The organism is Rhodococcus sp. ACT016, assembly GCF_050477185.1.
Lineage (GTDB): Bacteria > Actinomycetota > Actinomycetes > Mycobacteriales > Mycobacteriaceae > Prescottella.
In genome coordinates this window covers 2,094,589-2,117,887 of record NZ_JBEAET010000001.1, presented here as the reverse complement: position 1 = coordinate 2,117,887, position 23,299 = coordinate 2,094,589, and the positions used below count along the sequence as shown (strand labels likewise).

Annotated in this window: 21 protein-coding genes; 14 read left to right on the top strand and 7 right to left on the bottom strand. The window is 69.6% G+C overall.

The window, feature by feature from the left end; all coding sequences use genetic code 11:
• The 3 genes from ACQ5DX_RS09900 to ACQ5DX_RS09890 all read left to right on the top strand — a co-directional run bounded on the left by ACQ5DX_RS09900 (window position 1) and on the right by ACQ5DX_RS09890 (window position 6,725).
• Window positions 1-4,173: a TIGR02680 family protein gene (locus ACQ5DX_RS09900; RefSeq protein ID WP_430332458.1), complete on the top strand. Its 4,173-nt coding sequence runs from the start codon at window positions 1-3 to the stop codon at window positions 4,171-4,173.
• Between the two features lie 329 nt (window positions 4,174-4,502).
• On the top strand, window positions 4,503-5,360 hold the full coding sequence (locus ACQ5DX_RS09895) for a glycoside hydrolase family 19 protein (protein WP_430332457.1): 858 nt from the start codon (window positions 4,503-4,505) through the stop codon (window positions 5,358-5,360).
• Window positions 5,361-5,471: 111 nt separating this feature from the next.
• Window positions 5,472-6,725 (top strand): Nramp family divalent metal transporter, encoded by a 1,254-nt coding sequence (locus tag ACQ5DX_RS09890; RefSeq protein ID WP_430332456.1) that lies wholly within the window; start codon window positions 5,472-5,474, stop codon window positions 6,723-6,725.
• 72 nt (window positions 6,726-6,797) lie between these two features.
• Here ACQ5DX_RS09890 and ACQ5DX_RS09885 read toward each other — a convergent pair whose 3' ends face one another.
• The gene (locus tag ACQ5DX_RS09885) at window positions 6,798-7,364 is read right to left on the bottom strand and encodes a nucleoside deaminase (RefSeq protein ID WP_430332455.1); all 567 of its coding nucleotides are present in this window, start codon (window positions 7,362-7,364) and stop codon (window positions 6,798-6,800) included.
• Window positions 7,365-7,571: 207 nt separating this feature from the next.
• Between ACQ5DX_RS09885 and ACQ5DX_RS09880 the strand changes: the two genes are divergently transcribed.
• Window positions 7,572-8,849: an ATP-binding protein gene (locus tag ACQ5DX_RS09880; protein ID WP_430332454.1), complete on the top strand. Its 1,278-nt coding sequence runs from the start codon at window positions 7,572-7,574 to the stop codon at window positions 8,847-8,849.
• Window positions 8,850-8,858: 9 nt separating this feature from the next.
• Here the strand turns inward: ACQ5DX_RS09880 and mshC are convergent, their stop codons facing one another.
• Entirely contained in the window at window positions 8,859-10,100 is a 1,242-nt protein-coding gene (mshC, locus tag ACQ5DX_RS09875) for a cysteine--1-D-myo-inosityl 2-amino-2-deoxy-alpha-D-glucopyranoside ligase (RefSeq protein WP_430332453.1), read from the bottom strand.
• A 146-nt stretch (window positions 10,101-10,246) separates the two neighbouring features.
• Here mshC and ACQ5DX_RS09870 point away from each other — a divergent pair, with 146 nt between their 5' ends.
• Window positions 10,247-12,373: an FAD-dependent oxidoreductase gene (locus ACQ5DX_RS09870; protein ID WP_430332452.1), complete on the top strand. Its 2,127-nt coding sequence runs from the start codon at window positions 10,247-10,249 to the stop codon at window positions 12,371-12,373.
• An 81-nt stretch (window positions 12,374-12,454) separates the two neighbouring features.
• Here the strand turns inward: ACQ5DX_RS09870 and ACQ5DX_RS09865 are convergent, their stop codons facing one another.
• Window positions 12,455-12,778: a GNAT family N-acetyltransferase gene (locus ACQ5DX_RS09865; protein WP_430332451.1), complete on the bottom strand. Its 324-nt coding sequence runs from the start codon at window positions 12,776-12,778 to the stop codon at window positions 12,455-12,457.
• Between the two features lie 267 nt (window positions 12,779-13,045).
• Between ACQ5DX_RS09865 and ACQ5DX_RS09860 the strand changes: the two genes are divergently transcribed.
• The gene (locus ACQ5DX_RS09860) at window positions 13,046-13,252 is read left to right on the top strand and encodes a hypothetical protein (RefSeq protein WP_430332450.1); all 207 of its coding nucleotides are present in this window, start codon (window positions 13,046-13,048) and stop codon (window positions 13,250-13,252) included.
• Window positions 13,253-13,349: 97 nt separating this feature from the next.
• The gene (locus ACQ5DX_RS09855) at window positions 13,350-13,967 is read left to right on the top strand and encodes an NAD(P)H-dependent oxidoreductase (RefSeq protein WP_430332449.1); all 618 of its coding nucleotides are present in this window, start codon (window positions 13,350-13,352) and stop codon (window positions 13,965-13,967) included.
• 54 nt (window positions 13,968-14,021) lie between these two features.
• Here the strand turns inward: ACQ5DX_RS09855 and ACQ5DX_RS09850 are convergent, their stop codons facing one another.
• From ACQ5DX_RS09850 to ACQ5DX_RS09835, 4 genes are read right to left on the bottom strand one after another with little or no spacing between them, the layout of a single operon-like run.
• A complete protein-coding gene (locus ACQ5DX_RS09850; protein ID WP_430332448.1) occupies window positions 14,022-14,843 on the bottom strand; it encodes an SCO1664 family protein in 822 nt (273 codons plus the stop codon).
• A 5-nt stretch (window positions 14,844-14,848) separates the two neighbouring features.
• Window positions 14,849-15,442, bottom strand: a complete 594-nt coding sequence (locus ACQ5DX_RS09845) for a DUF3090 domain-containing protein (RefSeq protein WP_430332447.1) — start codon at window positions 15,440-15,442, stop codon at window positions 14,849-14,851.
• A gap of 39 nt (window positions 15,443-15,481) precedes the next feature.
• Window positions 15,482-16,171 carry a histidine phosphatase family protein gene (locus tag ACQ5DX_RS09840; protein WP_430332446.1) on the bottom strand — a complete coding sequence of 230 codons (690 nt, stop codon included), beginning with the start codon at window positions 16,169-16,171 and terminating at the stop codon, window positions 15,482-15,484.
• A gap of 37 nt (window positions 16,172-16,208) precedes the next feature.
• Window positions 16,209-17,054: an undecaprenyl-diphosphate phosphatase gene (locus ACQ5DX_RS09835; protein ID WP_430335609.1), complete on the bottom strand. Its 846-nt coding sequence runs from the start codon at window positions 17,052-17,054 to the stop codon at window positions 16,209-16,211.
• A gap of 207 nt (window positions 17,055-17,261) precedes the next feature.
• Between ACQ5DX_RS09835 and ACQ5DX_RS09830 the strand changes: the two genes are divergently transcribed.
• The 7 genes from ACQ5DX_RS09830 to ACQ5DX_RS09800 all read left to right on the top strand — a co-directional run bounded on the left by ACQ5DX_RS09830 (window position 17,262) and on the right by ACQ5DX_RS09800 (window position 23,293).
• The gene (locus ACQ5DX_RS09830) at window positions 17,262-18,197 is read left to right on the top strand and encodes an aldo/keto reductase (protein ID WP_430332445.1); all 936 of its coding nucleotides are present in this window, start codon (window positions 17,262-17,264) and stop codon (window positions 18,195-18,197) included.
• 116 nt (window positions 18,198-18,313) lie between these two features.
• Window positions 18,314-18,997, top strand: a complete 684-nt coding sequence (locus ACQ5DX_RS09825; RefSeq protein WP_430332444.1) for a heme oxygenase (biliverdin-producing) — start codon at window positions 18,314-18,316, stop codon at window positions 18,995-18,997.
• Window positions 18,994-20,010: a heme/hemin ABC transporter substrate-binding protein gene (locus tag ACQ5DX_RS09820; RefSeq protein WP_430332443.1), complete on the top strand. Its 1,017-nt coding sequence runs from the start codon at window positions 18,994-18,996 to the stop codon at window positions 20,008-20,010. The genes ACQ5DX_RS09825 and ACQ5DX_RS09820 overlap by 4 nt, the downstream gene beginning before the upstream one ends.
• Entirely contained in the window at window positions 20,007-21,065 is a 1,059-nt protein-coding gene (locus ACQ5DX_RS09815; protein ID WP_430332442.1) for a FecCD family ABC transporter permease, read from the top strand. The genes ACQ5DX_RS09820 and ACQ5DX_RS09815 overlap by 4 nt, the downstream gene beginning before the upstream one ends.
• Window positions 21,065-21,931: a heme ABC transporter ATP-binding protein gene (locus ACQ5DX_RS09810; RefSeq protein WP_430332441.1), complete on the top strand. Its 867-nt coding sequence runs from the start codon at window positions 21,065-21,067 to the stop codon at window positions 21,929-21,931. Before ACQ5DX_RS09815 ends, ACQ5DX_RS09810 begins: the two co-directional genes overlap by 1 nt.
• Window positions 21,932-22,045: 114 nt before the next feature.
• Window positions 22,046-23,047, top strand: a complete 1,002-nt coding sequence (locus ACQ5DX_RS09805; RefSeq protein WP_430332440.1) for a hypothetical protein — start codon at window positions 22,046-22,048, stop codon at window positions 23,045-23,047.
• 6 nt (window positions 23,048-23,053) lie between these two features.
• Window positions 23,054-23,293 (top strand): DUF5703 family protein, encoded by a 240-nt coding sequence (locus ACQ5DX_RS09800; protein ID WP_430332439.1) that lies wholly within the window; start codon window positions 23,054-23,056, stop codon window positions 23,291-23,293.
• Window positions 23,294-23,299 lie beyond the last annotated feature (6 nt).

The window sequence follows — 23,299 nt, the reverse complement described above, 5'->3', positions numbered from 1 at the left end:
ATGGCACACGCGCGCTTCAAGCCGACCCGCGCCGGGATCGTCAACCTGTGGGACTACCGCGACCAGGAGTTCTCGTTCGCCGACGGCCGCCTAGTGCTGCGCGGGCCCAACGGCTCAGGCAAGACCAAGGCGCTCGAGGTGCTGTTCCCGTTCGTGTTCGACGGACGCATCGAGCCGCGTCGCCTCAACCCGTTCGCGGGTGAGGAGCGGACGATGAAGTCGAATCTGCTCTACCGCGGCCAGGATTCGGCGCATTCGTACGTGTGGATGGAGTTCTGCCGCGGCCCGCAGGACGACCCGGAGGCCGTCACCGTCGGTATCGGCATGCGCGCCACCCGCCAGAACGACAAGGTCACGCGCTGGTACTTCGTCGCCGAGGGCCGCGTGGGCGTCGACTTCTCCCTGCTGGGCAACGACGATCGGCCGCTGACCAAGAAGCAGCTCGCCGAGCAGCTCGGCAGCGACGCCATCACCGACCGCCCCGTCGACTACCGCGCCGCGATCGACGCCCGCCTCTTCGGTCTCGGAGCCGAGCGCTACGACCAGCTGATCAACCTGATCCTCACCCTGCGCCGGCCGCAGCTCGCGAAGAACCTCGACCCGAAGGGCCTGTCGCAGGCACTCACCGACGGATTGCGCCCGCTCGACGAGCAGCTGGTGCTCGAGGCGGCCCGCTCGTTCAGCGACATGGAGGAGGTGGGCCGCGCACTCGAGGGCCTCGCCGCCGCCGACCAGGCCGCGCAGAGCTTCGTGACGGTGTACTCGAAGTACCTGGCGCAGCAGGCCCGCACCGACGTCGAGCAGGTGGCCCGCCGCCTCGAGGCGGTCGACCGGGCCAAGGCCGTCCTCGACCAGGCACTCACGCTCCAGACGACCCGGCAGGAGGAGCGCCTCCTCGCCGAGGAACGATTCACCGTCGCCGAGCGCGCCCTCGAACAGGCCCGAGCCGACCTCGAGACCCTGCAGCGCTCCGGCGCCTACGAGGGCAAGCAGCAGCTCGACGACCTCGCGGCCGCGGTCGAACAGCTCAAGGTGTCCACCGCGCAGCAGGCCGACAAGGCCCGCAAGTCGCAGGCGACCCTCGAGCAGCGCACCGACGAGGCTGCGCGGGCGGCCGACGCCGTCCGCCGCGCGAGCGCCGCGATGGTGCGTGCGGAGGAGGAACTCGCCGAGGCCGCCGAGCAGGCCGGCATCGCGTGGACCCCGCTGCCGGAGGGCGCGCGCGCCGACCAGATCACGACCGCCGTCCGCGGGCACGCCGAGGAGCGAGACGGCGATGTCCGCGCCGTCCGCGCGGCGCTCGCCACGGTCGAGAAGGCGACCACCGAGCGCGACCGTGCCTCCCGCGCCGCCGACAAGGGCCGTGAACTGCTCGACACCGCGCAGGCCGCGGTCGCCGAGACGGAGGCGGCCGTCGAACTGGCCCGCGCCGATTGCGCTGCCGCACTGCGCGGATGGTGGACCGAGCACTCCACCGAGTACGCCTCGATCGGGGTGACCGCGGACCTGTTCGCCGCGCTGGACACTGCGCTCGCCCAGGCCGGCGAGGACGACTCCCCCGCGCTGACGACCGTTCTGCACGAACAGACGCAGTCGGCGCTCGACGAGCAGCGGGCCCAGCGACGCGACGCGGTGGCCGAACAGACCGCGACCACCGAGCGGATCGCCGCGCTACGCGCCGACCGCAAGCGGGTCGCCGCCGAACACGACGACGCCCCGGCACGATTCCCCTTCCGCACCGGCGACCGCGCCGGTCTGACGGGGGCACCGCTGTGGCGCCTGGTCCGGTTCGCCGACGACGTCGAGCCCGCGATCGCGGCCGGTGTCGAGTCGGCCCTGGCCGCCGCGAACCTCCTCGACGGCTGGGTCTTCGGCGGTGACGGCACGCTACCCGACGTCGAGTCCGAACAGTTCCTCACGCCGCTGCCGGAGGACCGTCGCCCGGACGGCCCGACGTTGGCCGACGTCCTCGCCGTCGAGCCCGACGCGGGCGTGCCGGAGGCGATCGTGCAGGCGATCCTGGAATCGGTGGCCCTCGACCGCACCGGCACGGGCTCGACCGCCGCGGTCGGTGTCGGGGTGGACGGCCACTTCTGGCAGGGCGTCCAGCGCGGCCGTCACGTCAAGACCGACGCCGAGTACATCGGCACTACCGCGCGCGAACGACGCCGCGCCCAGCGGCTCGAGGAACTCGACGCCGAGATCGCGGCCGCCGAGGAGGCCCTCGCGGCCGCCCGCGACGCCGAGGCCGAGACCGCCGCCGTCCTCGAGCGCCTGGCCGGCGCCGCCAAGGCGCTGCCGCGGACGACCGGTGTGCTCGCCGCGATCAAGAAGCTCACCGAGTCGGCCGGCGCCCTGCGCACCCGATCGGAGTCGACCACCTCCGTCGGCGAGGAACTCGATCAGGCCATTGCGGACCACACCGCCAAGGAGAAGCAGCTGCGCGCGGTCGCCGTCACGCACCGCACGTCACACCAGGCCCGCGACGTCGACGCGGTCGCCGCCGCGATCCGGCACTTCGAGAACCAGGGCGAGCAGCTGTTGCGCTGCCGGCGCGAACACGAGAAGGAACTCGAACTGCACCGAGAGGCGAACGACCGCCTCGAGGAGGCGCGCGGGAACGCCGAGGAGTTCGTCGAGGAAGCCACCGTCGCCGAGGAGAACTACGCCCAGCAGGTCTCCCGGCTCGAGACGCTCCGTGAGGCGCTCGGCGCCAGCGCCGAGCAGATCGACGCCGACCTCGAGCAGGCCCGCGCCCGCATCGAGGTATGCAAGACCGAACAGCGCGCGGCCCGCAAGGCGTACGACGCCGCCGTGGAGCAGATCGGCAAGGCTGAGGGGGCGCATGCCGCCGCGATCGAGACCCTGCGCAGCGCGCTGACCGAAACCCGTTCGGACGCAAACCGACTCGCGCCCTACGCACGACGAGACCTGCTGGATCTGCTCGGCGTCGAGACGCAGCACGCGTGGCCGCAGAGCTCGGCGGCGTGGCTGACGCCGGACCAGCTGGTGTACCGGATCGCCACCGAGGGCGATCCCGACGCACCGATCCTGCCGCCCGAGGTGGAGGCCCTGTACCGCGCGATGGACGCGGCGACCGCGTCGGTGAAGACCAGCGAGAACGCGAAGAAGTCGACGCGGTCGGCGCTGACCGCCGCACTCCAGGACTTCGACGCCCAGCTGGCGGCCGCCGGGCAGGACTACCGCCTGCAGTGGGACGCACCGGACGGGCTCACCGTCGTCCGGGTGCAGGACGACCAGGGCTACTCGTCGATCGGCGAATTCGCGACGCGGATCGGCGCGGCACGCCGAGACCAGGAAGTACTGCTGACGGATTCGGAGCGGCGGATCCTCGAGGACGCTCTGCTGACCGGCCTCGCCCAGCAGATCCACGAGCGCACCGCCGACGCCCGCGACCTCATCGCCCAGATGGGCGCCGAGATGCGTGAGCGACGCATGTCGTCGGGCAGCACGATCGGTGTCCACTGGGTCCTCGCCGACAACCTCGACGACAGCTCGCGCGCGGTGTCGAAGCTCCTCGATCGAGCACCGTCCGCGCTGAGTGCCGACGAATTGGCAACCATCCGAGCACATTTCGCCGCGCAGGTGCGTATCGCCCGGGCCGCCCACCCCGAGCGGTCGTACCCGGAGATCCTGGCGGCCGCGCTCGACTACCGGCGTTGGCGGGTGTTCTCGTTCACCCTGATCGGCGGTGACGGCAGCGAGGACCGCCTCACGGTGGCGCGGCACAGCGCGCTGTCGGGCGGCGAGCAGTCGGTGTCGCTGCACCTGCCGCTGTTCGCCGCGGCGCACGTCATGCTGTCGTCGGCCGATCCCCACTCGCCGCGGCTGCTCGGGCTCGACGAGGCGTTCGCCGGTGTCGACGACAACGGCCGCAGCGAACTGCTCGGTCTGAGCGTGCAGTTCGATCTCGATCTGTTCATGACCGGCTACGACCTGTGGATCACGTACGCCGGCGTCCCGGGTTGCGCGCACTACGACCTCGCGCACTCGACCGCGGAGCAGAGCGTCAGCGCGGCACTGCTCGTGTGGTCCGGCGGCGAACTGCTCGCGGAGCACGACGGCAGCAATCTGGCCCGTGCCCTCGGCTCGCCGATGCGCCGCCGGGTGCCCTCCACCGCGCAGGGCGGACTGGAGTTCGCCGAGGTGTAGCCGCCGGAGAACCGGCCGGTCCGTAACGGCGCCGCTGCCCCACCGAACGCGTGTGGGTGGCGGCGCCGACGTCTGTGTCGACCATCACCGCGGGCGAAAAGACCTGTCACACATTCCGGACATCATGTGGCCCAGGTCACAATGTTTCCTAATTGTGACCCTCGTCTCCGCAACTTGCGCTTTCAGTCGCGGCGCCTGTTATCTGGTTGTGACCTTGCCGTGACCACCGGGTGATGCAACTGCAACGGTCGGAACAACCTCTTCCCGACTCTACCGGTGCTCACGTCCGGAGGCTGCCCCGTCTGCAGCCCGAAGCTGGAGCACGAACCTTGCATGATTCGCGTACGAACACCTTCGACCAGACGTCGACCACCTCCCGTTGTGGCTTCATCTCACGGGCCCGCATCGCCGGCGTTGCCACCATGGCCGCCGCGGGCCTGCTCGGGAACGCGGTCTTCGGACCGCTCGCCTCGAGCCAGGCGCAGCCCCTACCGGGCCCGCCGCCAGCACTGGCTGCCCCAGTCGCACCCGCGCAGTTCCTCGAGTCGACGGGCCTGCTGAAGGCACTGAACCTGCCCGAGTCGACCCCGGCACCCGCCGCCGCCCCGCAGGCCAGCATCATCCCGGCCATCGCGCCCCCGCCCCCGCCGCCGCCGAGCCCCGCCTCGGTCACGTTGGACGAGCTCGTCGGCATCGTGCCGCAGGTTTCGCCCCAGCAGCTCGCCGGGTACGTCGCGCCGCTCAACGAGGCACTCGCCAAGGCCGGCATCGACACGCCCGTGCGCAAGGCCGCATTCATCGCGCAGCTCGTCGTGGAGTCGGACTCCTTCCGCACCTTCGAGGAGTACGCGTCCGGCCGCGCCTACGAGGGACGTTCCGATCTGGGCAACTTCGCCCCGGGCGACGGTGAGCGATACAAGGGCCGCGGTGCGATCCAGGTCACCGGGCGCGACAACTACCAAAGCGTGAGCAACTACCTCGGCATCGACTTCATCGCGCACCCCGAACTGATGGCGACGCCGGAGAACGCGTTCGAGACCGCCGCCTGGTACTGGCAGTCCCGTAACCTCAACGCCGTCTCGGATACCGGGAGCATCGAGAGCGTCTCCCGCATCGTCAACGGCGGCACCAACGGTCTGATGCAGCGCATCGACAGCTTCCAGCGCGCACTGTCCATCCTCCACTAGAGAGTGGCCGGCCGGACCCCATCCGGTTGAGGTTTCGGGCCACCGAACTCTATAGTGCGAAGTAGCGAATAACCGATGGTCGGTTGTTCGAGACGCCCCCTGTGGAGATCCGTGAGCACCGATATCGACGCACCCGCCCCGCATCATCCGCGGGGCGGTTTGCGTTCCGTCGCCCTTCTCGGACCGGCGTTCGTCGCCGCCATCGCCTATGTCGACCCCGGGAACGTCGCCGCGAACCTGACCGCCGGCGCAAAGTACGGTTACCTGCTGATCTGGGTGCTGGTCCTCGCCAACGGCATGGCCGTGCTGGTCCAGTACCTGTCGGCCAAACTCGGACTCGTCACGGGGCGCTCGCTGCCCGAGATGCTCGGAGCACGGCTGCGCACCGGCAACCGGCGAGCGTTCTGGCTGCAGGCCGAGGTGATGGCGGCAGCAACCGACCTTGCCGAGGTGATCGGCGGGGCCATTGCGTTGCATTTGCTGTTCGGTCTGCCCCTGTTTCTCGGCGGACTGATCACCGGCGTCGTGTCGATGCTGATCCTGTCGGTCCAGTCCCGCCGCGGACAGCGGACGTTCGAGTTCGTCGTCATGGGATTGCTGGCGATCATCACGATCGGGTTCCTCGCCGGGCTCGCGTTCACCGATGTCTCCGGCGGCGAGGCGCTCGAGGGTCTGGTCCCGCGGTTCGACGGTGCCGAGACCGTCCTGCTCGCCGCGAGCATGCTCGGTGCCACCGTGATGCCCCACGCGATCTACCTGCACTCCGCACTCGCCCGCGACCGGCACGGTGCCGCGGGACACGGCCCCCGCCTGCACCGGCTGCTGCGCATCACCCGCTGGGACGTCGCGAGCGCGCTGGTCGTTGCCGGCGGCGTCAACATCGGCATGCTGCTGTTGGCGGCTTCGGCCCTGCGCGGCGTTCCCGACACCGACAGCATCGAGGGCGCACACGCTGCGATTCAGGCGGCGCTGGGCCCGGGCGTCGCGATCGTCTTCGGTGTCGGTCTGCTCGCGTCGGGCCTCGCATCCACGTCGGTCGGCTGCGCGGCCGGATCCGAGATCATGCACGGGCTGCTGAAAATGCGGATCCCGGTCCTCACCCGCCGCATCGTCACGCTGATTCCCGCGCTGATCGTTCTCGGCATCGGCGTGGACCCCACCTATGCGCTCATTCTCAGCCAGGTGGTGCTGAGCCTCTGCATCCCGTTCGCCCTGATTCCCCTGGTGCGCATGACATCCGATCGCGAACTCATGGGCCCCGAACGCAACGCACCCGCCACCACCGCGATCGCGTGGGTGTGCGCCGGACTGATCATCGCACTCAACATCGCACTGCTGTGGCTCACTGTCACCGGATCGAGCTGACACGACGACGAACGGTCACGGCAACGACCACGGTCACCGGCGGTCGGCACGTGGCATCCCTTGTCCGCCACGTCAGTACGGATGCTTGTCCGGCTTCGCGGCCCAGGTTGCGTACGCCGCGGCGCCGAGGTCGGGACGAATCTGCTCGATCTTGATGGACCGGTCGGCGAGCGGCCTCGTGAAGTCCTCGTACTGGAACGCGTCGTCGAATCCGATGCCGCTGGTCGCAGCGAGATCGCTCGCGAAGTACACCGCATCGAGGCGGGACCAGTAGACAGCGCTCATGCACATCGGGCACGGCACGCCGCTGACGTAGATCTCCATCCCGGTCAGCATGCGGGCACGTTCGGGGAATGTGTCCGGCGAGCCCTCCGGCCGCGGGATCAGGGCGAGCGTCGACTCGTTGCGGTGCTCGTCGGCGATGCTGGGTGCCTCCGCGTTCAGAACCTGAACGGCCTTGCGGATCGCCTCGATCTCGGCGTGCGCGGTGACGTCACCGGTCAGCAGCACCCGGTTCTGTCCCCGCGCGACGATCTCGCCGTCGCGGGCGATGACCGCGCCGAACGGCCCGCCCCAGTTGTTCGTCACCGACTCGATCGCGAGCCTGCACGCCTCGTTCATCAGTTCGTCGGGTGTCATGTGCGCTTCGCCTCCGAGCGTCGCGGTAGACCTCGACACAATCTACCGACCGGGTGAGGCCCACCACACGGACTTCCATCGAATCAACGCTGTGACCTGGCGCTTTATCGCGTTTCGGAGCCGAATCGATTCCACACACGCCCTGACAGCGCACACCCCGACGTGTCTACTGGAGGGACGCCGACGACGGGATCGAGGTGAACGCACATGCCGGTGTGGCGATTGCGAGACTTCCAGAACGACGACCTGGATCAGGCCATTCAGATCTGGGACCAGAGTCGGGTGCCCGGATCACCGGAACCGGTCTTCACCCTCGCCGAAGTGATGGCCGCGGCACGCGCGGGCCAACCCGCCGTCGTCGCGGTCGTCGGTGACGAACTCGTCGGCATGGCGGTGGCGCAGGTTCACGGCGAACGCGCGTGGATCCTGCTCGTCGCACTCGGATCGCGGTGGCGCAACCGCGGAATCGGCAGCGACCTGCTCGCCCACCTCGAGCGGCGACTGCGAAGCGCCGGCGCACACCGGATCTCGGCGGTGATGCCCGAGGCTGCCACCGGTTCGGCCGCGTTCGAGCACTCCGGCTACCTGCGCCGGGACGGACTCGTCTACTACGAACTGCTCGAGCCGCTCGGCCCGGACAAGACCCTCCTCAGCGAACTCGGCGGGCGCGTCATGCCGGGTGGCCTGTGGCATCGGATGTCCGGGATGGAGGCCGTCAAGGACGTCATCGAACTCCGGGTCGTGTCGCCCCTCGAACACCCCGACCTCGCAGACCAGTACGGTGTCACACCGCCGAAGGCCGTGATCCTGTTCGGGCCTCCGGGCACCGGCAAGACCAGCTTCGCGAAGGCCATCGCGTCGCGTCTCGACTGGCCGTTCGTGGAACTGTTCCCGTCCCGCCTCGCGGCGTCCGGACCCGGCGGACTCGCCGCGTCCCTCCGCGAGGTGTTCGCCGATCTCGCCGACCTCGAGCAGGTGGTGCTCTTCATCGACGAGGTCGAGGAGATCGCCAGTGCCAGAACCGGACTCGCGACCAACCCGGCCCACGGCGTCACCAACGAACTGCTCAAACTGATCCCGTCGTTCCGCGAGAACGACAACCGCCTGATGGTGTGCGCGACGAACTCCGTGCGGTCGCTGGACTCGGCGTTCCTGCGGCCGGGCCGGTTCGACTACCTCATCCCGGTCGGTCCGCCCGACGCACCTGCGCGGTGCGCCGTGTGGCGACGGTATCTCGGCGAGTCGGCGCAGCACGTCGACCTCGAGCGACTCGTCGCCGCCAGCGAACTGTTCACCCCGGCCGATATCGAGTTCGCGGCCCGCAAGGGGTCGCAGGCCGCGTTCGAACGCGAGGTGTCCGAGCGGTCGGGGCGGCCGGCGACCACCGACGACTACCTGACCGCCATCGCCGACACCCGGCCCACCCTGACCTCGGAGATCCTCGCCGAGTTCGAAGAGGACCGCGGGCAGTTCACCCGGCTGTGACCGGAGCCGTCAGCGCAGGTCCACACCCAGCAGCGCATCCACCGCGGTCGCCAGCGCGGCCGGTGCCGTCGCGTCCGGTCCGCCGTGGTCGACGGCCCGGCGGGCCCAGCCGTCGATCGCGTCGAGCGCCTTGGGCGTGTCCAGGTCGTCGGCGAGGTGCTGACGCAGGCGGGCGATCGTGTCCTCCGCGGACGGTGCCGACTCGAGCGCGGCGGCCTTGCGCCACAGCGCCAGTCGCGCCTGCGCGTCGGCGAGCACCTCGTCGGTCCACGCACGGTCGGTCCGGTAGTGGCCGGCGAGCAGCCCGAGCCGGATCGCGGCAGGGTCGACGCCCTCGCCGCGCAGCTTCGAGACGAACACCAGATTGCCCCGGCTCTTCGACATCTTCTCGCCGTCCAACCCGATCATGCCGGTGTGGACGTAGTGGCGCGCGAAACGCCCGGTCCCGGTGGCGGATTCGGCGTGCGCCGCGGAGAACTCGTGGTGCGGGAAGATCAGGTCGCTGCCGCCGCCCTGGACGTCGAAGCCGGATCCGATCCGGTTGAGGGCGATGGCCGCGCACTCGATGTGCCAGCCGGGACGGCCCGGACCGAACGGCGACGGCCACGACGGCTCCCCCGGGCGCTGTGCGCGCCACACCAGCGCGTCGAGCGGATCCTTCTTGCCGGGACGGTCCGGGTCGCCGCCGCGCTCGGCGAAGAAGTGGTCCATCGTGGCGCGGTCGTAGCCGGACTCGTAACCGAACTGGTCGGTCGCGTCGGCACGGAAGTAGACGTCCGGGTACTCGGGGTCGTCGACGACGTAAGCCGCACCGGAGGCGACGAACTTCTCGACCAGTTCGACGACCTCGTTGACCGACTCCACCGCACCGATGTAGTCACGGGGCGGCAGCACGCGCAGCGCCTCCATGTCCTCGCGGAACAGTGCGGTCTCGCGCATACCCAGCACCACCCAGTCCTCGCCGTCGCGCTCGGCCCGCTCGAACAGCGGGTCGTCGACGTCGGTGACGTTCTGCACGTAGTGCACGTCGTGACCCGCGTCACGCCAGATCCGGTTCACCAGATCGAACGTCAGATAGGTCGCTGCGTGACCGAGGTGCGTCGCGTCGTACGGCGTGATGCCGCACACGTACATCTTCGCCGTCCGGCCGGGGGTGACCGGCCGGACCTGCCGGTCCGCGGTGTCGTAGAGCCGGAGAGCCGGGCCCTGACCAGGCACGGACGGGACAGCGGTGTCGGACCAAGACTGCATGGCAACGAGCCTAGTGGAGACCCGATTCCGCCTTGACGCGCGGCGTCGTCGGTGAGGTCCCACGTGCCCCGCCGATCGCCCCACAGCAGTCCCGTTGAGCGGGAAACGGCACCATCGCGGTGTGCTCGGTCACTAGCTTTCCGGTCGTGACGATCCGAGACGACGCATTCCCAAACCTCCTGGCCCCCGGCAAGATCGGGCCCATCACGCTCGACAACCGGGTCGTGCTCCCCGCGATGGACATGAACCTCTGCGAGGACGGTGAGATCCACCAGGGCGATATCGACCACTTCGCCGCCCGTGCCGCCGGTGGCACCGGGATGATCATCACGGGTTGCTGCGCCGTCGCGTACCCGGCGGGCTGCACCAGCCGCAAGGAGCCGGGCCTGTCCGAGGATCGGTTCATCCCCGGCCTGAAGGCGCTCGCCGACGCGATCCACGAGGCGGGTAGCAAGCTGTGCGTGCAGATGACGCACCACGGCAAGGTCGCCCGGATCGACACCCTGGACGGCCGCCCGCAGCTGGTGCCGTCCATTCCGAAGCCGCCCGGCGACATGAGCGCGATGGCCGACTGCACCCCCGAGGAACTCGGGAAGATGGCTGCCATCCAGGAGGGCAAGAAGGCCAGCTACCACGAGGCCACCCATGAGGACCTCGAGTGGCTGGTCCGCATGTTCGCCGAGGCGGCGGGTCGTGTGAAGGCGGCCGGCGGCGACGCGGTGGAGATCCACTGCGCCCACAACTACGTCCTCGGCGGCTTCCTGAGCCGCTACTCGAACCAGCGCACCGACGAGTACGGCGGGTCGCTGGAGAATCGGGCGCGACTGACCTGCGAGGTGATCCGCGCGGTCAAGGACGAGGTCGGCGACAGCCTGGCGGTCATCGTGCGTCTGGCCGGGCAGGAGTACGGCGAGTCCGACGGCCTGACCCCCGCCGAGGCGGCCGGCGCGGCCGCGATGTTCGAGAAGGCCGGCGCGGACGCCATCCACGTCACCGGCACCGCACTGAACGCGTTCGCGAACTTCACCGACGGCCCGCTGCCCAACAAGGTGGGCTTCTACACCGACAACGCCGGCGTCATCAAGCGCGCGGTGTCGATTCCGATCATCACCGTCGGCCGCATGCTTCCCGAGGTCGGCGAGAAGATGATCGCCGAAGGCCGCACCGACTTCGCCGCGATGGGCCGTCAGCTGCTGGCCGACCCCAACCTGGTCGACAAGCTGAAGGCCGGGCGCGCCGAACAGGTCCGCCCGTGTATCAACTGCTACGTGTGCGTGCAGGAGAACTTCTGGGACGACACCCCGCTTTGCGCGGTCAATCCGGCGCTGGGCAACGAGACGCTGCTGCCCTTCCCCACGACCACCAAGCGCAGGCACGTCGTCGTGGTCGGCGCCGGTCCGGGTGGCCTCGAGACCGCCCGCGTCGCGACCGAGCGTGGACACCGGGTCACCGTGCTCGACAAGACCGACCGCCTCGGCGGCACCCTGTGGTTCTCCACGCTGACCACGCCCGACAACGAGCGCCTGCTGAAGTGGCTCACCCAGGAGGTCGAGCGGCTCGGCATCGACGTCCGGCTGAAGACCGAGGCCACGGCCGCGACCATCAAGGCGCTCGCGCCCGACGTCGTCGTGGTGGCCACGGGTGCGGTGCGTGAGCGCCCGAGTGTGCCGGGCGGAAACCTGCCCCACGTCCACACCGGCGACACCCTGCGCGCCCTGATGACGGGCACCGGAGACGTCTCCGACCAGTCGCTGTTCCTGCGGACCATGGGCAAGCTGGGCGCGCTCGTCGGAATCACCAAGAGCCCCGCCAAGATCCGCGACCTGAGCCGCAAGTTCCTCAAGTTCCTGCCGATGAGCAAGAACGTCGTCGTCATCGGCGGATCACTCGTCGGACTCGAGCTGGCCGAGTTCCTGGCGGAGCGGGGAAGCCGGGTCACCCTGCTCGCGGAGGGTCAGCAGCTCGGTGTGCCGATGGCGATGCCGCGCCGCTGGACCGCGGTGAAGCACGCGGGTGAGCTGGGTGTGAACATCCACCGCCACGCGACGGTGGAGCGCATCACCCCGAAGACCGTCGAGTTCACGGTCGGCGGCAAGACCCTGTCCGCGCCGGCGAGCATGGTCGTGGTGGCCTCGGGTGTCTCGGCGTCGGCGCCGCTGGCCGACGAGCTGGCCCGGGCCGGCGTGGAGGTCCGCGTCGTCGGTGACGCGACCGAGGTCGACTACATCGAGGGCGCGATGCACTCGGCGTGGAAGGTCGCCACGGCGCTGTAGGTTCCACCGCAGGATCGCGGTGTCGTCAACGGGGCCCGTACCCGCAGAGGAGACGGGCCCCGGTGACGTCGGGGCGAGTCGTTAGCGCCCATCAGTCGGTCGCGTCATCACCCAGAACCCGATCTCGCGCAGATCGGTCGCGAAGGGCAACTCCCCTGCGACGGTGAACCCGTGCCTCTCGTACAGACGCCGCCCGCCGTCGTTCTCCTTCAGCACGTCCAGCCACACCACCTGCCGGTCGTGCTCGACCGCGAATTCGAGTACGGAACCGAGCAGCACTGACCCGTGCCCAATACCCGTGAATTCTCCTGCCGGGTCCGGTCGGCCGAATACTCGGCCGCCACATAGCCGTCGAGTCCCGCCGGGGACCACAGCGCGGCGAAGTGCGAACGACCGCGCACGCATCCGGGCGCGACCGGAACCGGCAGCGCATCCTCGTAGCCCAGATGATCGCGCAGCAGCTCCCCACCGAGGCGGCACAGCACCCCGCGGGTTTGAGCCGCGCCCCTGCGGGAACACCATCGGGAAAGCACCCACACCGACTCGCAGGCGATCGAGCATCGCGCCCGACATTCGGCCGATCGGCCCAAGGCCTCGCGGCCGGTCAGTTCGCGGCCAGCCAAGAGGGTCCGAGCCGGCGCGGAGGCGCGCCGGCGGAACCAGGAGGTCGACGTGCGAGCGCTGGAGGGCCTGCTCAACGCGCTCCTCGGAATCGTCACAGCCCTGCTCAGCACGGTGCTCGGAATCGTCGCGGCCGTGCTGTGGCTCGTCGGCGCGGTGTTGTGCGTGACGCTCATCCTGATTCCGCTGGGTATCCCCGTCATGAAACTCGCCGGCCGCCTCCTCACTCTCGCCCGGCAGCTGATGCACCTCCCCTGACCGATCCCCCGGATGTTCGTGCGGCGGTCGCCCCGGCGTCGGGGCTCGCCACATGCACCGTTCCGGCCCGGACGTGCGCTGTGGCACTGTCTTGGGCATGCGCGTAGCCGTCTACCTCGCACACCCTCGCCCCGACAGTTTCAATCGGGCCCTGTTCGACGCGGTCGTCGCCGAACTGACGGCCCTGCAGGCCGAGGTGGTGGCGCACGACCTGTACGCGGAGGGGTTCGATCCGTGTCTGACCGCAGGAGAGACCGATACCCTCGCCGACGCCGGTGCGCAGGCAGATGCCCTCGTACGTGCGCATCAGGCCGAGCTCGGGACGGTGGACGCACTGGTGTTCGTCCACCCGAACTGGTGGGGCATGCCACCGGCGATCCTGACCGGCTGGGTGCAACGCGTACTCGCGCCTGCCGTGGCGTACAAGCTCGAGACCGCCGATGGCGAACCGGTCGGGCTCCTGCGGGCGCAGCGCGCCCTGATACTCAACACCTCGGACACGCCGGCCGACCGCGAGCACGCCGAATTCGGTGATCCCCTCGAACGAATCTGGGCGGCATGCGTGCTGCCCTACGTCGGGATCCGCGACGTCCAGCGGGTCGTGTTCCGCACCGTCAACGACTCCGACGAGCAGACCCGTGCGCTGTGGCTGAAGCAAGCCCGCCAACAGGTCGCCGCGCTCGTCGCCGCACCGCCACCGGGAACGACCGGCTAGTCGCGGCCGATCGGCCGGCGGCACAGAACCGATTGCGGTACTACGTAATTCCCGCTAGAACGCGGGCCACGGAATCGGCCGGGACCCGACCGGATGCGGCATCACCGGGGATGCAACGAGCGCCTTCGCGCGGGTGCGCAAGGCGTCGACCTCACGGTCCGTGATGTGCTCGGCCAGAACCGCGGGCAGTTCGTCGCCACCGAGACGGTCGGCGAGCGCCTCGATGTCGGCCATCATGTCGTCGGCGATCGGCTTGCCCGCCCACCCCCACAACACCGTGCGCAGCTTGGGTTCCTCGTGCAGGCAGATCCCGTGGTCGACGCCGTACACCGACCCGTCGATCCCCTCCAGCGCGTGACCGCCCTTGCGGTCGGCATTGTTGAGCAGGACGTCCAGCACCGCCATCCGCTGCAACCGCGGATCGTCCGCGTGGATCAGGGCGACCTCGACGCCCTGGACGTCGTAGGCGCGCAGCACCTCGAGCCACCCCGGCGGTACCTCTTCGGGCGGGCAGATGTCCACCAGATCGAGCTGCCCGCCGGACTCCGGATGCCGATCGGGCGTTTCGACCCACAGCTGGACCATGCCCGGCCCCAGCGGGCCGTCACGCAGGATCGTGTGGGGAATGACGCCCCACCCGAGCGCCTCCGAGATCAGGTAGGACGCGACCTCCCGGCCGGCGAGCGTGCCGTCGGGAAAGTCCCACAGCGGGCGCTCGCCTCGAATCGGCTTGTAGACGCACCGCACGGACTGCCCGTCAGACGACGCGTCGCACACCAACGTCGCGTTGCTCGCGTGCACGATCCGGCCGACCAGCGTCAGCTCCCCCTCGGCAAGCAGCGTGCGGGCCGAGGGATCCATCGGGTCGACCGGCACCGACGTCAGAGCTCTTCCCCGAACTCGACCGACGAATCGAATCCGGCGATTCGTCGATAACCGTTGGTGCGAATGCACACATGCCCGTCCGCGCCCAGCGGCTCACCGCAGAGGGGGCACGGCGCCCGTCCTGCTGCCACCACCCGCTCCGAGCGGAGCGCGAACTCTCGCGCCTGGACCGGGGTGAGGAACACCCGCACCGCGTCCGGTCCCTCCTCGGCGTCGTCGAGAACGACCGACTCGTCGAACTCCGTCTCGCTCACCGCGAGCAACTCGACGACGACCGCCTCGGCCTCGGCGTCCCAACCGAGACCCATCGTGCCGACCCGGAACTCGATGTCCAGTGGCGTCACCAACGGACTCAGGTCGCCGAGTTCGCCGCCCTCGGGTGGCACCGAGGTACCGAACCGGCGATGCACTTCGTCGAGCAGCAACCCCATGCGGTCGGCGAGCACCTGCACCTGCTGCTTCTCGAGCAGGACGCTCACCACCCGCGCATCGTGCACGGCCTGGAGATAGAACGACCGGTCACCTGGCTCGCCGACCGTCCCCGCAATGAATCGATCAGGGGTGCGAAAAACGTGTATCGCGCGTGGCATTGCACCTCCTCGAACTATGCGTACCGCTTCATTATCCGCCTACCGGTCACGGCCCACCTCACCGCCGGGAACCGGTTGCTGCGCGTCGGGTGACCGACCGCCGCCGTCCAATCCGGCGAGATCGCTGCCGGTGTCGTTCATCCGCAGGACGAACGGTCTGGTGGCGGTGTACCGGACCACGCTGATCGACGCCGGCTCGGTCACGATGCGCTGGAACCCGTCGAGATGGGTTCCCACCGCGTCGGCGAGGACGGACTTGATCACGTCGCCGTGGCTGCACGCGATCCACACCACGTCCCGGCCGTGAGCGTCGGCGAGCCGACGATCGTGTTCCCGGACGGCGGCGACAGCCCGGGACTGCACCTGGGCCAGCCCCTCGCCACCGGGGAACACCGCCGCCGAGGCGTGCTGCTGGACGACCTTCCACAGCGGCTCCTCGACCAGGTCCTTCAATTCGCGACCGGTCCACTGCCCGTAGTCGACCTCGATCAAGCGTTCGTCGGTTCGCGGTTCGAGGCCTCGGTCGACGGCGAGGGGTGCCACCGTCTGCTCGCAGCGCAACAGCGGTGAATGCACGATCTCCTCGATCGCGAGACCGGCGAGCCGGTCCACCAGACCCTTGGCCTGTTCGACGCCGACCTCGTCGAGCGCGACGCCCGGAGACCGGCCGGCGAGAATGCGCGACGTGTTCGCCGTCGAGCGCCCGTGACGCAGCAGAATGACCGTCATGCGCTCCAGCCTAGTTGCGGCACGGTCCGGAACCCGGTCACGTCGCCGATACGACACCCGTGGCGAGTAGCGAGAGCACGATGACGCCGAGGATGACCCGGTATCCGACGAACCAGTACATCGAGTGGTTCACGACGAACTTCAGCAACCACGCGATCGAGGCGTAACCGATCGCGAACGCGATCAGCGTCGCGACCAGCAGCTGCGCCCCGGACGCGTTGAGGCCCTCGCCCGCCGGCTCGAAAGCGTCCGGCAGGCTGAACAGACCCGACGCCAGCACCGCCGGAATGGCCAGGAGGAACGAGTACCGGGCCGCGGCCTCACGGGTCAGCCCGAGGAACAGACCCGCACTGATGGTGCCGCCCGAGCGGGAGACACCCGGAATGAGCGCCAGCGCCTGCGCCGTTCCCATCACGATGCCGTCCTTGGCGCGCAGTTCCTCGAGGGGGCGCTTCTTGGTGCCGTAGTACTCGGCGGCCGCGATCACGAGCGCGAACACGATGAGCATCGTCGAGATCAACCAGAGATTCCTTGCCACGGTACGGATCTCGTCCTTGAACACGAATCCGAGGACACCGACGGGAATGGTGCCGAGGATGACGTACCAACCCATCCGGTAGTCGAGATCGCTGCGATGCTCGGCGTGGAAGAGGCCACGAAACCAGCCGACGACGATGCGAGCGATGTCACGCGCGAAGTACAGCAGAACCGCTGCCTCCGTACCGAGTTGGGTGACGGCCGTGAACGACGCACCGGCATCGGTGCCGAAGAAGATCTCCGAAACGATCCGCAGGTGCCCCGACGACGAGATCGGTAGGAACTCGGTCAGACCCTGAACCGCGCCCAACACGATCGCCTGGAGCCAGGTCATGGCCTCCCCGATCATGCGCGGAACCCCGGGCCACTCGGTGCGGGAGCCGGACGGCGGATGCAGTTGTGGGCATCCGGAATACACACGTGTGGTCCAAGTTTCACCGGACAGACGGTACCCGGCGTGGCTGTTCTCGGCGCGCCGTGCGCACCACTAATGTTCTTGACCGGCGGACCCGATCTGCCGAGGTGAACATCCGGTGTCGAGACGTGGACGGTTATGGAACACAGAGCAGTCGGAACGAGCGGACTACGAGTGTCGAGGCTCGGTCTCGGCACCCTGCACTGGGGACGGGACACCGACGGCGACGAGGCCGCCGCGCAGCTGTCTGCGTTCGTCGACGCGGGCGGCACGCTCGTCGACACCTCCCCCGCCTACGGTGACGGGAAGGCACAGCGCATTCTCGCGGAACTGCTCGACGACGTCGTGCCGCGCGAGTACCTCATCCTCAGCGCCAGCGCGGGGATCAACCCGTCCGCCCCCGGCGGGCAGCGGGTGGACTGCTCCCGCCGCGGCCTGCTGACCCAACTCGATGCGACGCTGCGCGAACTCGGCACCGACCACCTCGACATGTGGCAGGTCGCGACGTGGGATCCGCTGACTCCGGTGGACGAGATCGCGGCGACACTCGACTACGCAGTGACCAGCGGCCGCGTCCGCTACACCGGAGCCCGCGGATACCTCGGATGGCAGCTCGCGACCGCGGCAGGCAATCGGGGTCCCGGTCGGCTGGTCGCGACGCAGGCCGAGTACTCACTGCTGGCCCGGGGCGTCGAGGAAGAACTGCTGCCGGCGGCGGTCCATCACGGCGTCGGCGTGTTCGCCGCGGTCCCCCTCGCCGGGGGCGTGCTGACCGGCAAGTACCGCGACGGCATCCCGGCCGATTCCCGCGGGGCGGACGAGGTGCACGCCACCGAGGTCCGCACCTACCTCACCGAGACGTCGGTGCGGGTGGTCGACGCGGTGCTCACCGCCGCCGACGGGCTGGGCACCTCGCCGCTCGCGGTCGCGCTGGCCTGGGCGCGCGATCGGCCCGGTGTCGCGAGCGCTGTGGTCGGTGCGCGTGATCTCGCACAGCTCACGGGTGTGTTGTCGGCCGAGGAGCTGGAACTTCCGCCGGCGATCGCGGCGGCGCTCGACGACGTCAGCGCCTGATCCGGTCGCGCGTCCAACTTTCGGTTGATTTGCGGTGATTAGCAACGACAACGGTGCGCAGGATAGGCTAACCTCGCTCCATCGTGTCTGACATTTTTCATCGTGAAGGAGATCACATGGACGTGCTCGATCAGGGAGCCACGGTCGACGAGGTCGCCGGTTTTGCCGAGCGCATCAAGGCCGAGACCGACGCGGCACACCGCGCGACCGAGCAGTCCCGATTCGTCGGTGACCTCTTGGGCGGCAAGCTCACGAAGGACGGCTACGCGGCGCTGTTGGCGCAGACGTACCTCGTGTACGAGGCGCTCGAGCGAGCCGGTGAGTCCCATGCCGGCGATCCGCTCGCGGCGCCGTTCATCGCACCCGAGCTGATCCGCCTGCCGTCGCTGGCCGCCGACCTCGAGTTCCTCCTCGGCCCGCAGTGGCGTGAAGAGATCGCCGCCACGCCGGCCACCGCCCGGTACGTCGCGCGTCTCGAGGAGGTCGCTTTCACCTCGCCCGCCGACTTCGTCGCGCACCACTACCTGCGCTACATGGGCGACCTGTCGGGCGGTCAGATCATCCGCCGCATGCTCGAGCGCGCGTACGGTTACGAGGTGGACGGCCTGCGGTTCTACATCTTCGACCAGATCGCCAAGCCCAAGGTGTTCAAGGACGAGTACCGGGCCAAGCTCGATCAGGCGCCGCTGGACGCAGAGGAGCAGGCCCGCTTCATCGCCGAAGTGAACCTGGCGTACGGACTCAACGGTGCACTGTTCGCCGACCTCGAAGCCGACATCGATCGTTACCTTGTGAAATGAGACCCTTCTCCAAACTCGCCGTCGCCGGGACTGCGGTCCTGGCGACGCTGGCGCTCGCGGCGTGCACCTCGGTCACGACCGGCGACACCGAACAGCGCGGCCAGACGACGGCCGTCGTCGCGGACCCGGACCCGCGTCCGGTCACGACCGACCCGGCACCGCAGCTTCCCGCCACCGTGCGCAGCTTCGACGGCGTCGACGTCACGGTCACCGACGTCAGCCGGATCGTCACCGCGGACCGGTACGGCACGCTCACCCAGACGGTGTTCGCGCTCGGTCTCGGTGACAACATCGTCGGCCGCGACACCGCGTCCGGTTTCCCGGCCGCGAAGGACATCCCGAACATCACCCCGGGCGGTCAGGCGCTGAGCGCCGAGGCGATCCTCAATCTCGCCCCCACCGTGGTGCTCACCGACACCAGCATCGGCCCCAAGTCGGTGCAGGACCAGTTGCGCGCCGCCGGGATCCCGGTCGTGTACTTCGATCCGGAACGCACGCTCGAGGGCCTGCCCGGTCAGATCAACGCCGTCGCGCAGGCACTCGGTGTCCCCGCCCAGGGCGAGCAACTCGTCGCGCGCACCGAGAAGGAGATCGCCGACGCGACGGCGTCCGTCCCGCAGGACGGCGACAAGCTCAAGATCGCGTTCCTTTACATGCGTGGACCGTCGATCACAATGCTCGCGGGCCCCGGATCCGGCGCGGATTCGCTGATCGAGGCCCTCGGGGCGACCGACGCCGGCACCGCGTCCGGCCTCACCCACGAGTTCGTGCCGATCACCAGCGAAGCCATGATCGCCGCCGCGCCCGACGTCCTGCTGATGATGACCGGCGGGCTGCAGTCCATCGGTGGGGTCGATGGCTTGGCGAAGGTTCCCGGCATCGCGCAGACCCCCGCGGGGCAGAACAAGCGCGTCGTCGACATGTCCGACACCACCCTGCTCAGCTTCGGTCCCAACACCGGCGAGGTCCTTGCCGCCCTGTCCGACGCGATCTACCACCCCGGCAACGAATGAGCACAGTAGTCACGACCCGCCCACGAGTCCGTGCGGGGACGGTCATCGCGGGCCTGGCGATCCTGCTGGCCGTCCTCGCCCTGGTCTCCGCCTGCATCGGGCAGGTACCCACCAGCCCAGCCGAGGTCCTCGGCAGCATCCTGCACCGCGTCGGGCTCGACGTCGGCCCCATGCCGTCGCACCCGAGCGGTGAGGTGACGCTGTGGCAGGTGCGGTTCCCGCGGGTCGTTCTCGCGATCCTCGTCGGCGCCGCCCTCGGCTGTTCCGGCGCCCTACTACAGGGCGTGTTCTCGAATCCGCTCGCCGAGCCCGGCGTGATCGGCGTGTCCGCGGGCGCCGCGGTCGGCGCCAGCGCGGCCATCGTCGTCGGTGGCGCGTTCACCGCCGGTCCCACCGTGGCGGGCGCGGCGTTCGTCGCCGGACTGATCACCACGATGCTCGTCTACCTGTTGGCGCGGTCGGAGGGCCGCACCGAGGTGGTCACGCTGGTGCTGACCGGCGTCGCGATCAACGCGTTCGCAGGCGGCCTGATCGCCTTCTTCACGTTCGTCGCGAGCCCCGCGGCCCGCGATCAGATCGTGTTCTGGCAGCTCGGCAGCCTCAACGGCGCCACCTGGAATGCGGTGGCGATCGTGGCGCCGATGGCGATCGCGGGCATCGCCGCGTCGATGCTGATCGCGTCCAAGCTCGATCTGCTGGCGCTCGGTGAGAGCGCGGCCCGGCATCTCGGTGTGGACGTCGAGAAGCTGCGGCTGTTCGCGATCGTGATCGTCGCCGTCCTGGTGTCGTCCGGTGTCGCGTTCACCGGCATCATCCTGTTCGTGGGACTGGTCGTGCCGCACGTGATGCGCATGCTCGTCGGACCGAGCCACCGCCTGCTGCTGCCGGCCAGCGTGCTCGGCGGCGCGGTCGTCCTGCTCGCCGCCGACCTCGGCGCCCGCACGTTGGTGCCCAACGCCGACCTTCCCCTCGGCATGCTCACCTCACTGGTCGGCGGACCGTTCTTCTTCTGGCTGCTGCGCCGCACGCGGTCGCGTCAAGGTGGGTGGGCGTGATGGCATCACTTCTCGAACGCTCGCGGAGCCTGTTCGGCCGCGCCGACGACGTCCCCGCCCCCACCGGCAGCGGTGCGGTGACCATGCGCGCCACCGACATCAGCGTCGAGCGCGGCGGACGCACCGTCCTCGACCACGTCAGCATCGAGGTCCGCGCCGGCGAGGTGCTCGCGCTCGTCGGACCCAACGGCGCCGGCAAGTCGACGCTGCTGGCGGCCCTCTCCGGTGACCAGCCGGTGGCCGCAGGGGTCGTCGAGCTCGACGGGCGACCGCTGTCGGACTGGTCGCCGAGCGAGATGTCTCGGCGTCGCGCAGTGCTGCCCCAGCAGCACACCGTTGGTTTCTCGTTCACCGCCCGGCAGGTCGTCCGGATGGGCCGGGCGCCGTGGCAACGGACCCCGCGCGCGGCCGACGACGACAAGATGATCGACGACTGCCTGGACGTCTGTGATGTCCGACACCTCGCCGACCGCCCGTTCAGCGTCCTGTCGGGCGGTGAACGCGCCCGGGTGGCACTCGCCCGCGTGCTCGCGCAGTCGACCGAGACGGTCCTCCTCGACGAGCCGACCGCGGCGCTGGACCTGGGGCACCAGGAAGCCGTCATGCGGATCGCCCGCGAGCGCGCGTCGAACGGGGCCGCGGTCGTCGTGGTGCTGCACGATCTGGGGCTGGCGTCGGCGTACGCGGACCGGATCTGCATCCTCGAGAACGGGCGCTCCGCCGCCGACGGACCATCCGCCGAGGTGCTCACAGAGGAGTTGCTGAGCCGCGTGTACGGGCATCCGGTCGAGGTGTTCGCGCACCCGCGCTCCGGGGCCACCCTCGTCCAACCGCGGCGCGACGAACCGGCCGACAGCACGCTGTGAGTGTCACGAGCCTCACGCGAGGGGTGACTCGGATTCCGGCGCGCCCCGTCGATCATGGATGCTAGAAGGCAAGTGCCACGAGCGGCACGCCGGCATCACCCGAGGAGCACATCCATGCGAGTACCCGCACCGCGCATCACCGCCACCGCGATCGGGGCCGCGTTGCTGCTACTCACCGGGTGCTCGTCGAACAAGGACGGCGACAACCTGCAGACGATCGAGCCCGCCACCGCGGCCGTGTCCCCCGCGGGCGCGACCCCGGCGGGCACGGTCCAGAACCTCGGCCACCAGATCGACGCACTCGCATTCGACCCTGCCTCGAAGACCACCGCGATCCTCGTCGACGACGGCACCCGCCTGCTGCTGCAGGGCGAGGGCGGCGGCGCACCGCGCGACGTCGTGCTCGACGGCCGCGCCGCACAGTTGACGGTCGCCCCGGACGGGCGGGTGCTGCTCCCCATGGACGGCCGCGTGCAGATCGTCGACACGACGTCCGGCGAGAAGTCGTCGATCACCGTCGACGGCGACGCACGATCGGCGGTGTACCTGCCCGACGGCAAGCTCGCGGTCGGTCTCGCCAGCGGCCGGATCCAGGTCGTCGACCCGGCCGGTGCGGTGTCCGCAACGATCTCCGGCCTCGCATCCGTCGATGCCCTCGCCCTGGCGAAGGGCGATCTCAGCGCCCTCGACCGTCGGCAGACCTCGCTCACCGAGATCGACGTCGACGGCTCGTCGCTCGGGATGGCGCTGCGTGCGGGCGAAGGCGCGACCCAGCTCGTCACCGACGAGTACGGCCGCATCCTCGTCACCGACACGGGCGGCGACGAACTGCTGGTCTTCACCGCCGACCCGCTGATCATGCGACAGCGCTACCCGATCGCGGACGCCCCGTACGGCATCGCGTACGACGATCGCACCGACCTGGTGTGGGTGACGACCACCGGGGACAACAAGGTGATCGGCTACGACATCTCGACGGGAATCCCCGTCGAGAAGGCCCGCTACGACACCGTCCGCCAGCCCAACTCGGTCACCGTCGACACCGCCGGCGGCGCCCTCCTGGTCGGGTCCGCGACCGGGGACGGCCTGCAGCGGATCCCGTTGGCAGCGGGGTGAGCCGCCGTGTCACGTCGTGGTCGTGGACTGCCCCGCGAGTGGGACATCGAATCGGACGAGTTCGAGTACCTCCCGCTGCGTCTGCCCCGTGACGTGACCCGTGTCAGCGCATCGATGCGCCTGGCCCTGCAGGCCGAGTTCGGCGGCTGGGAACTCTCGCGTGTGCGCCTCTACACCGACGGCAGCCGCCGCGTCCTGCTCCGTCGCCGCAAGACCACCCATCACGTTCCGGCACCTGGAATCTAGGGAGAT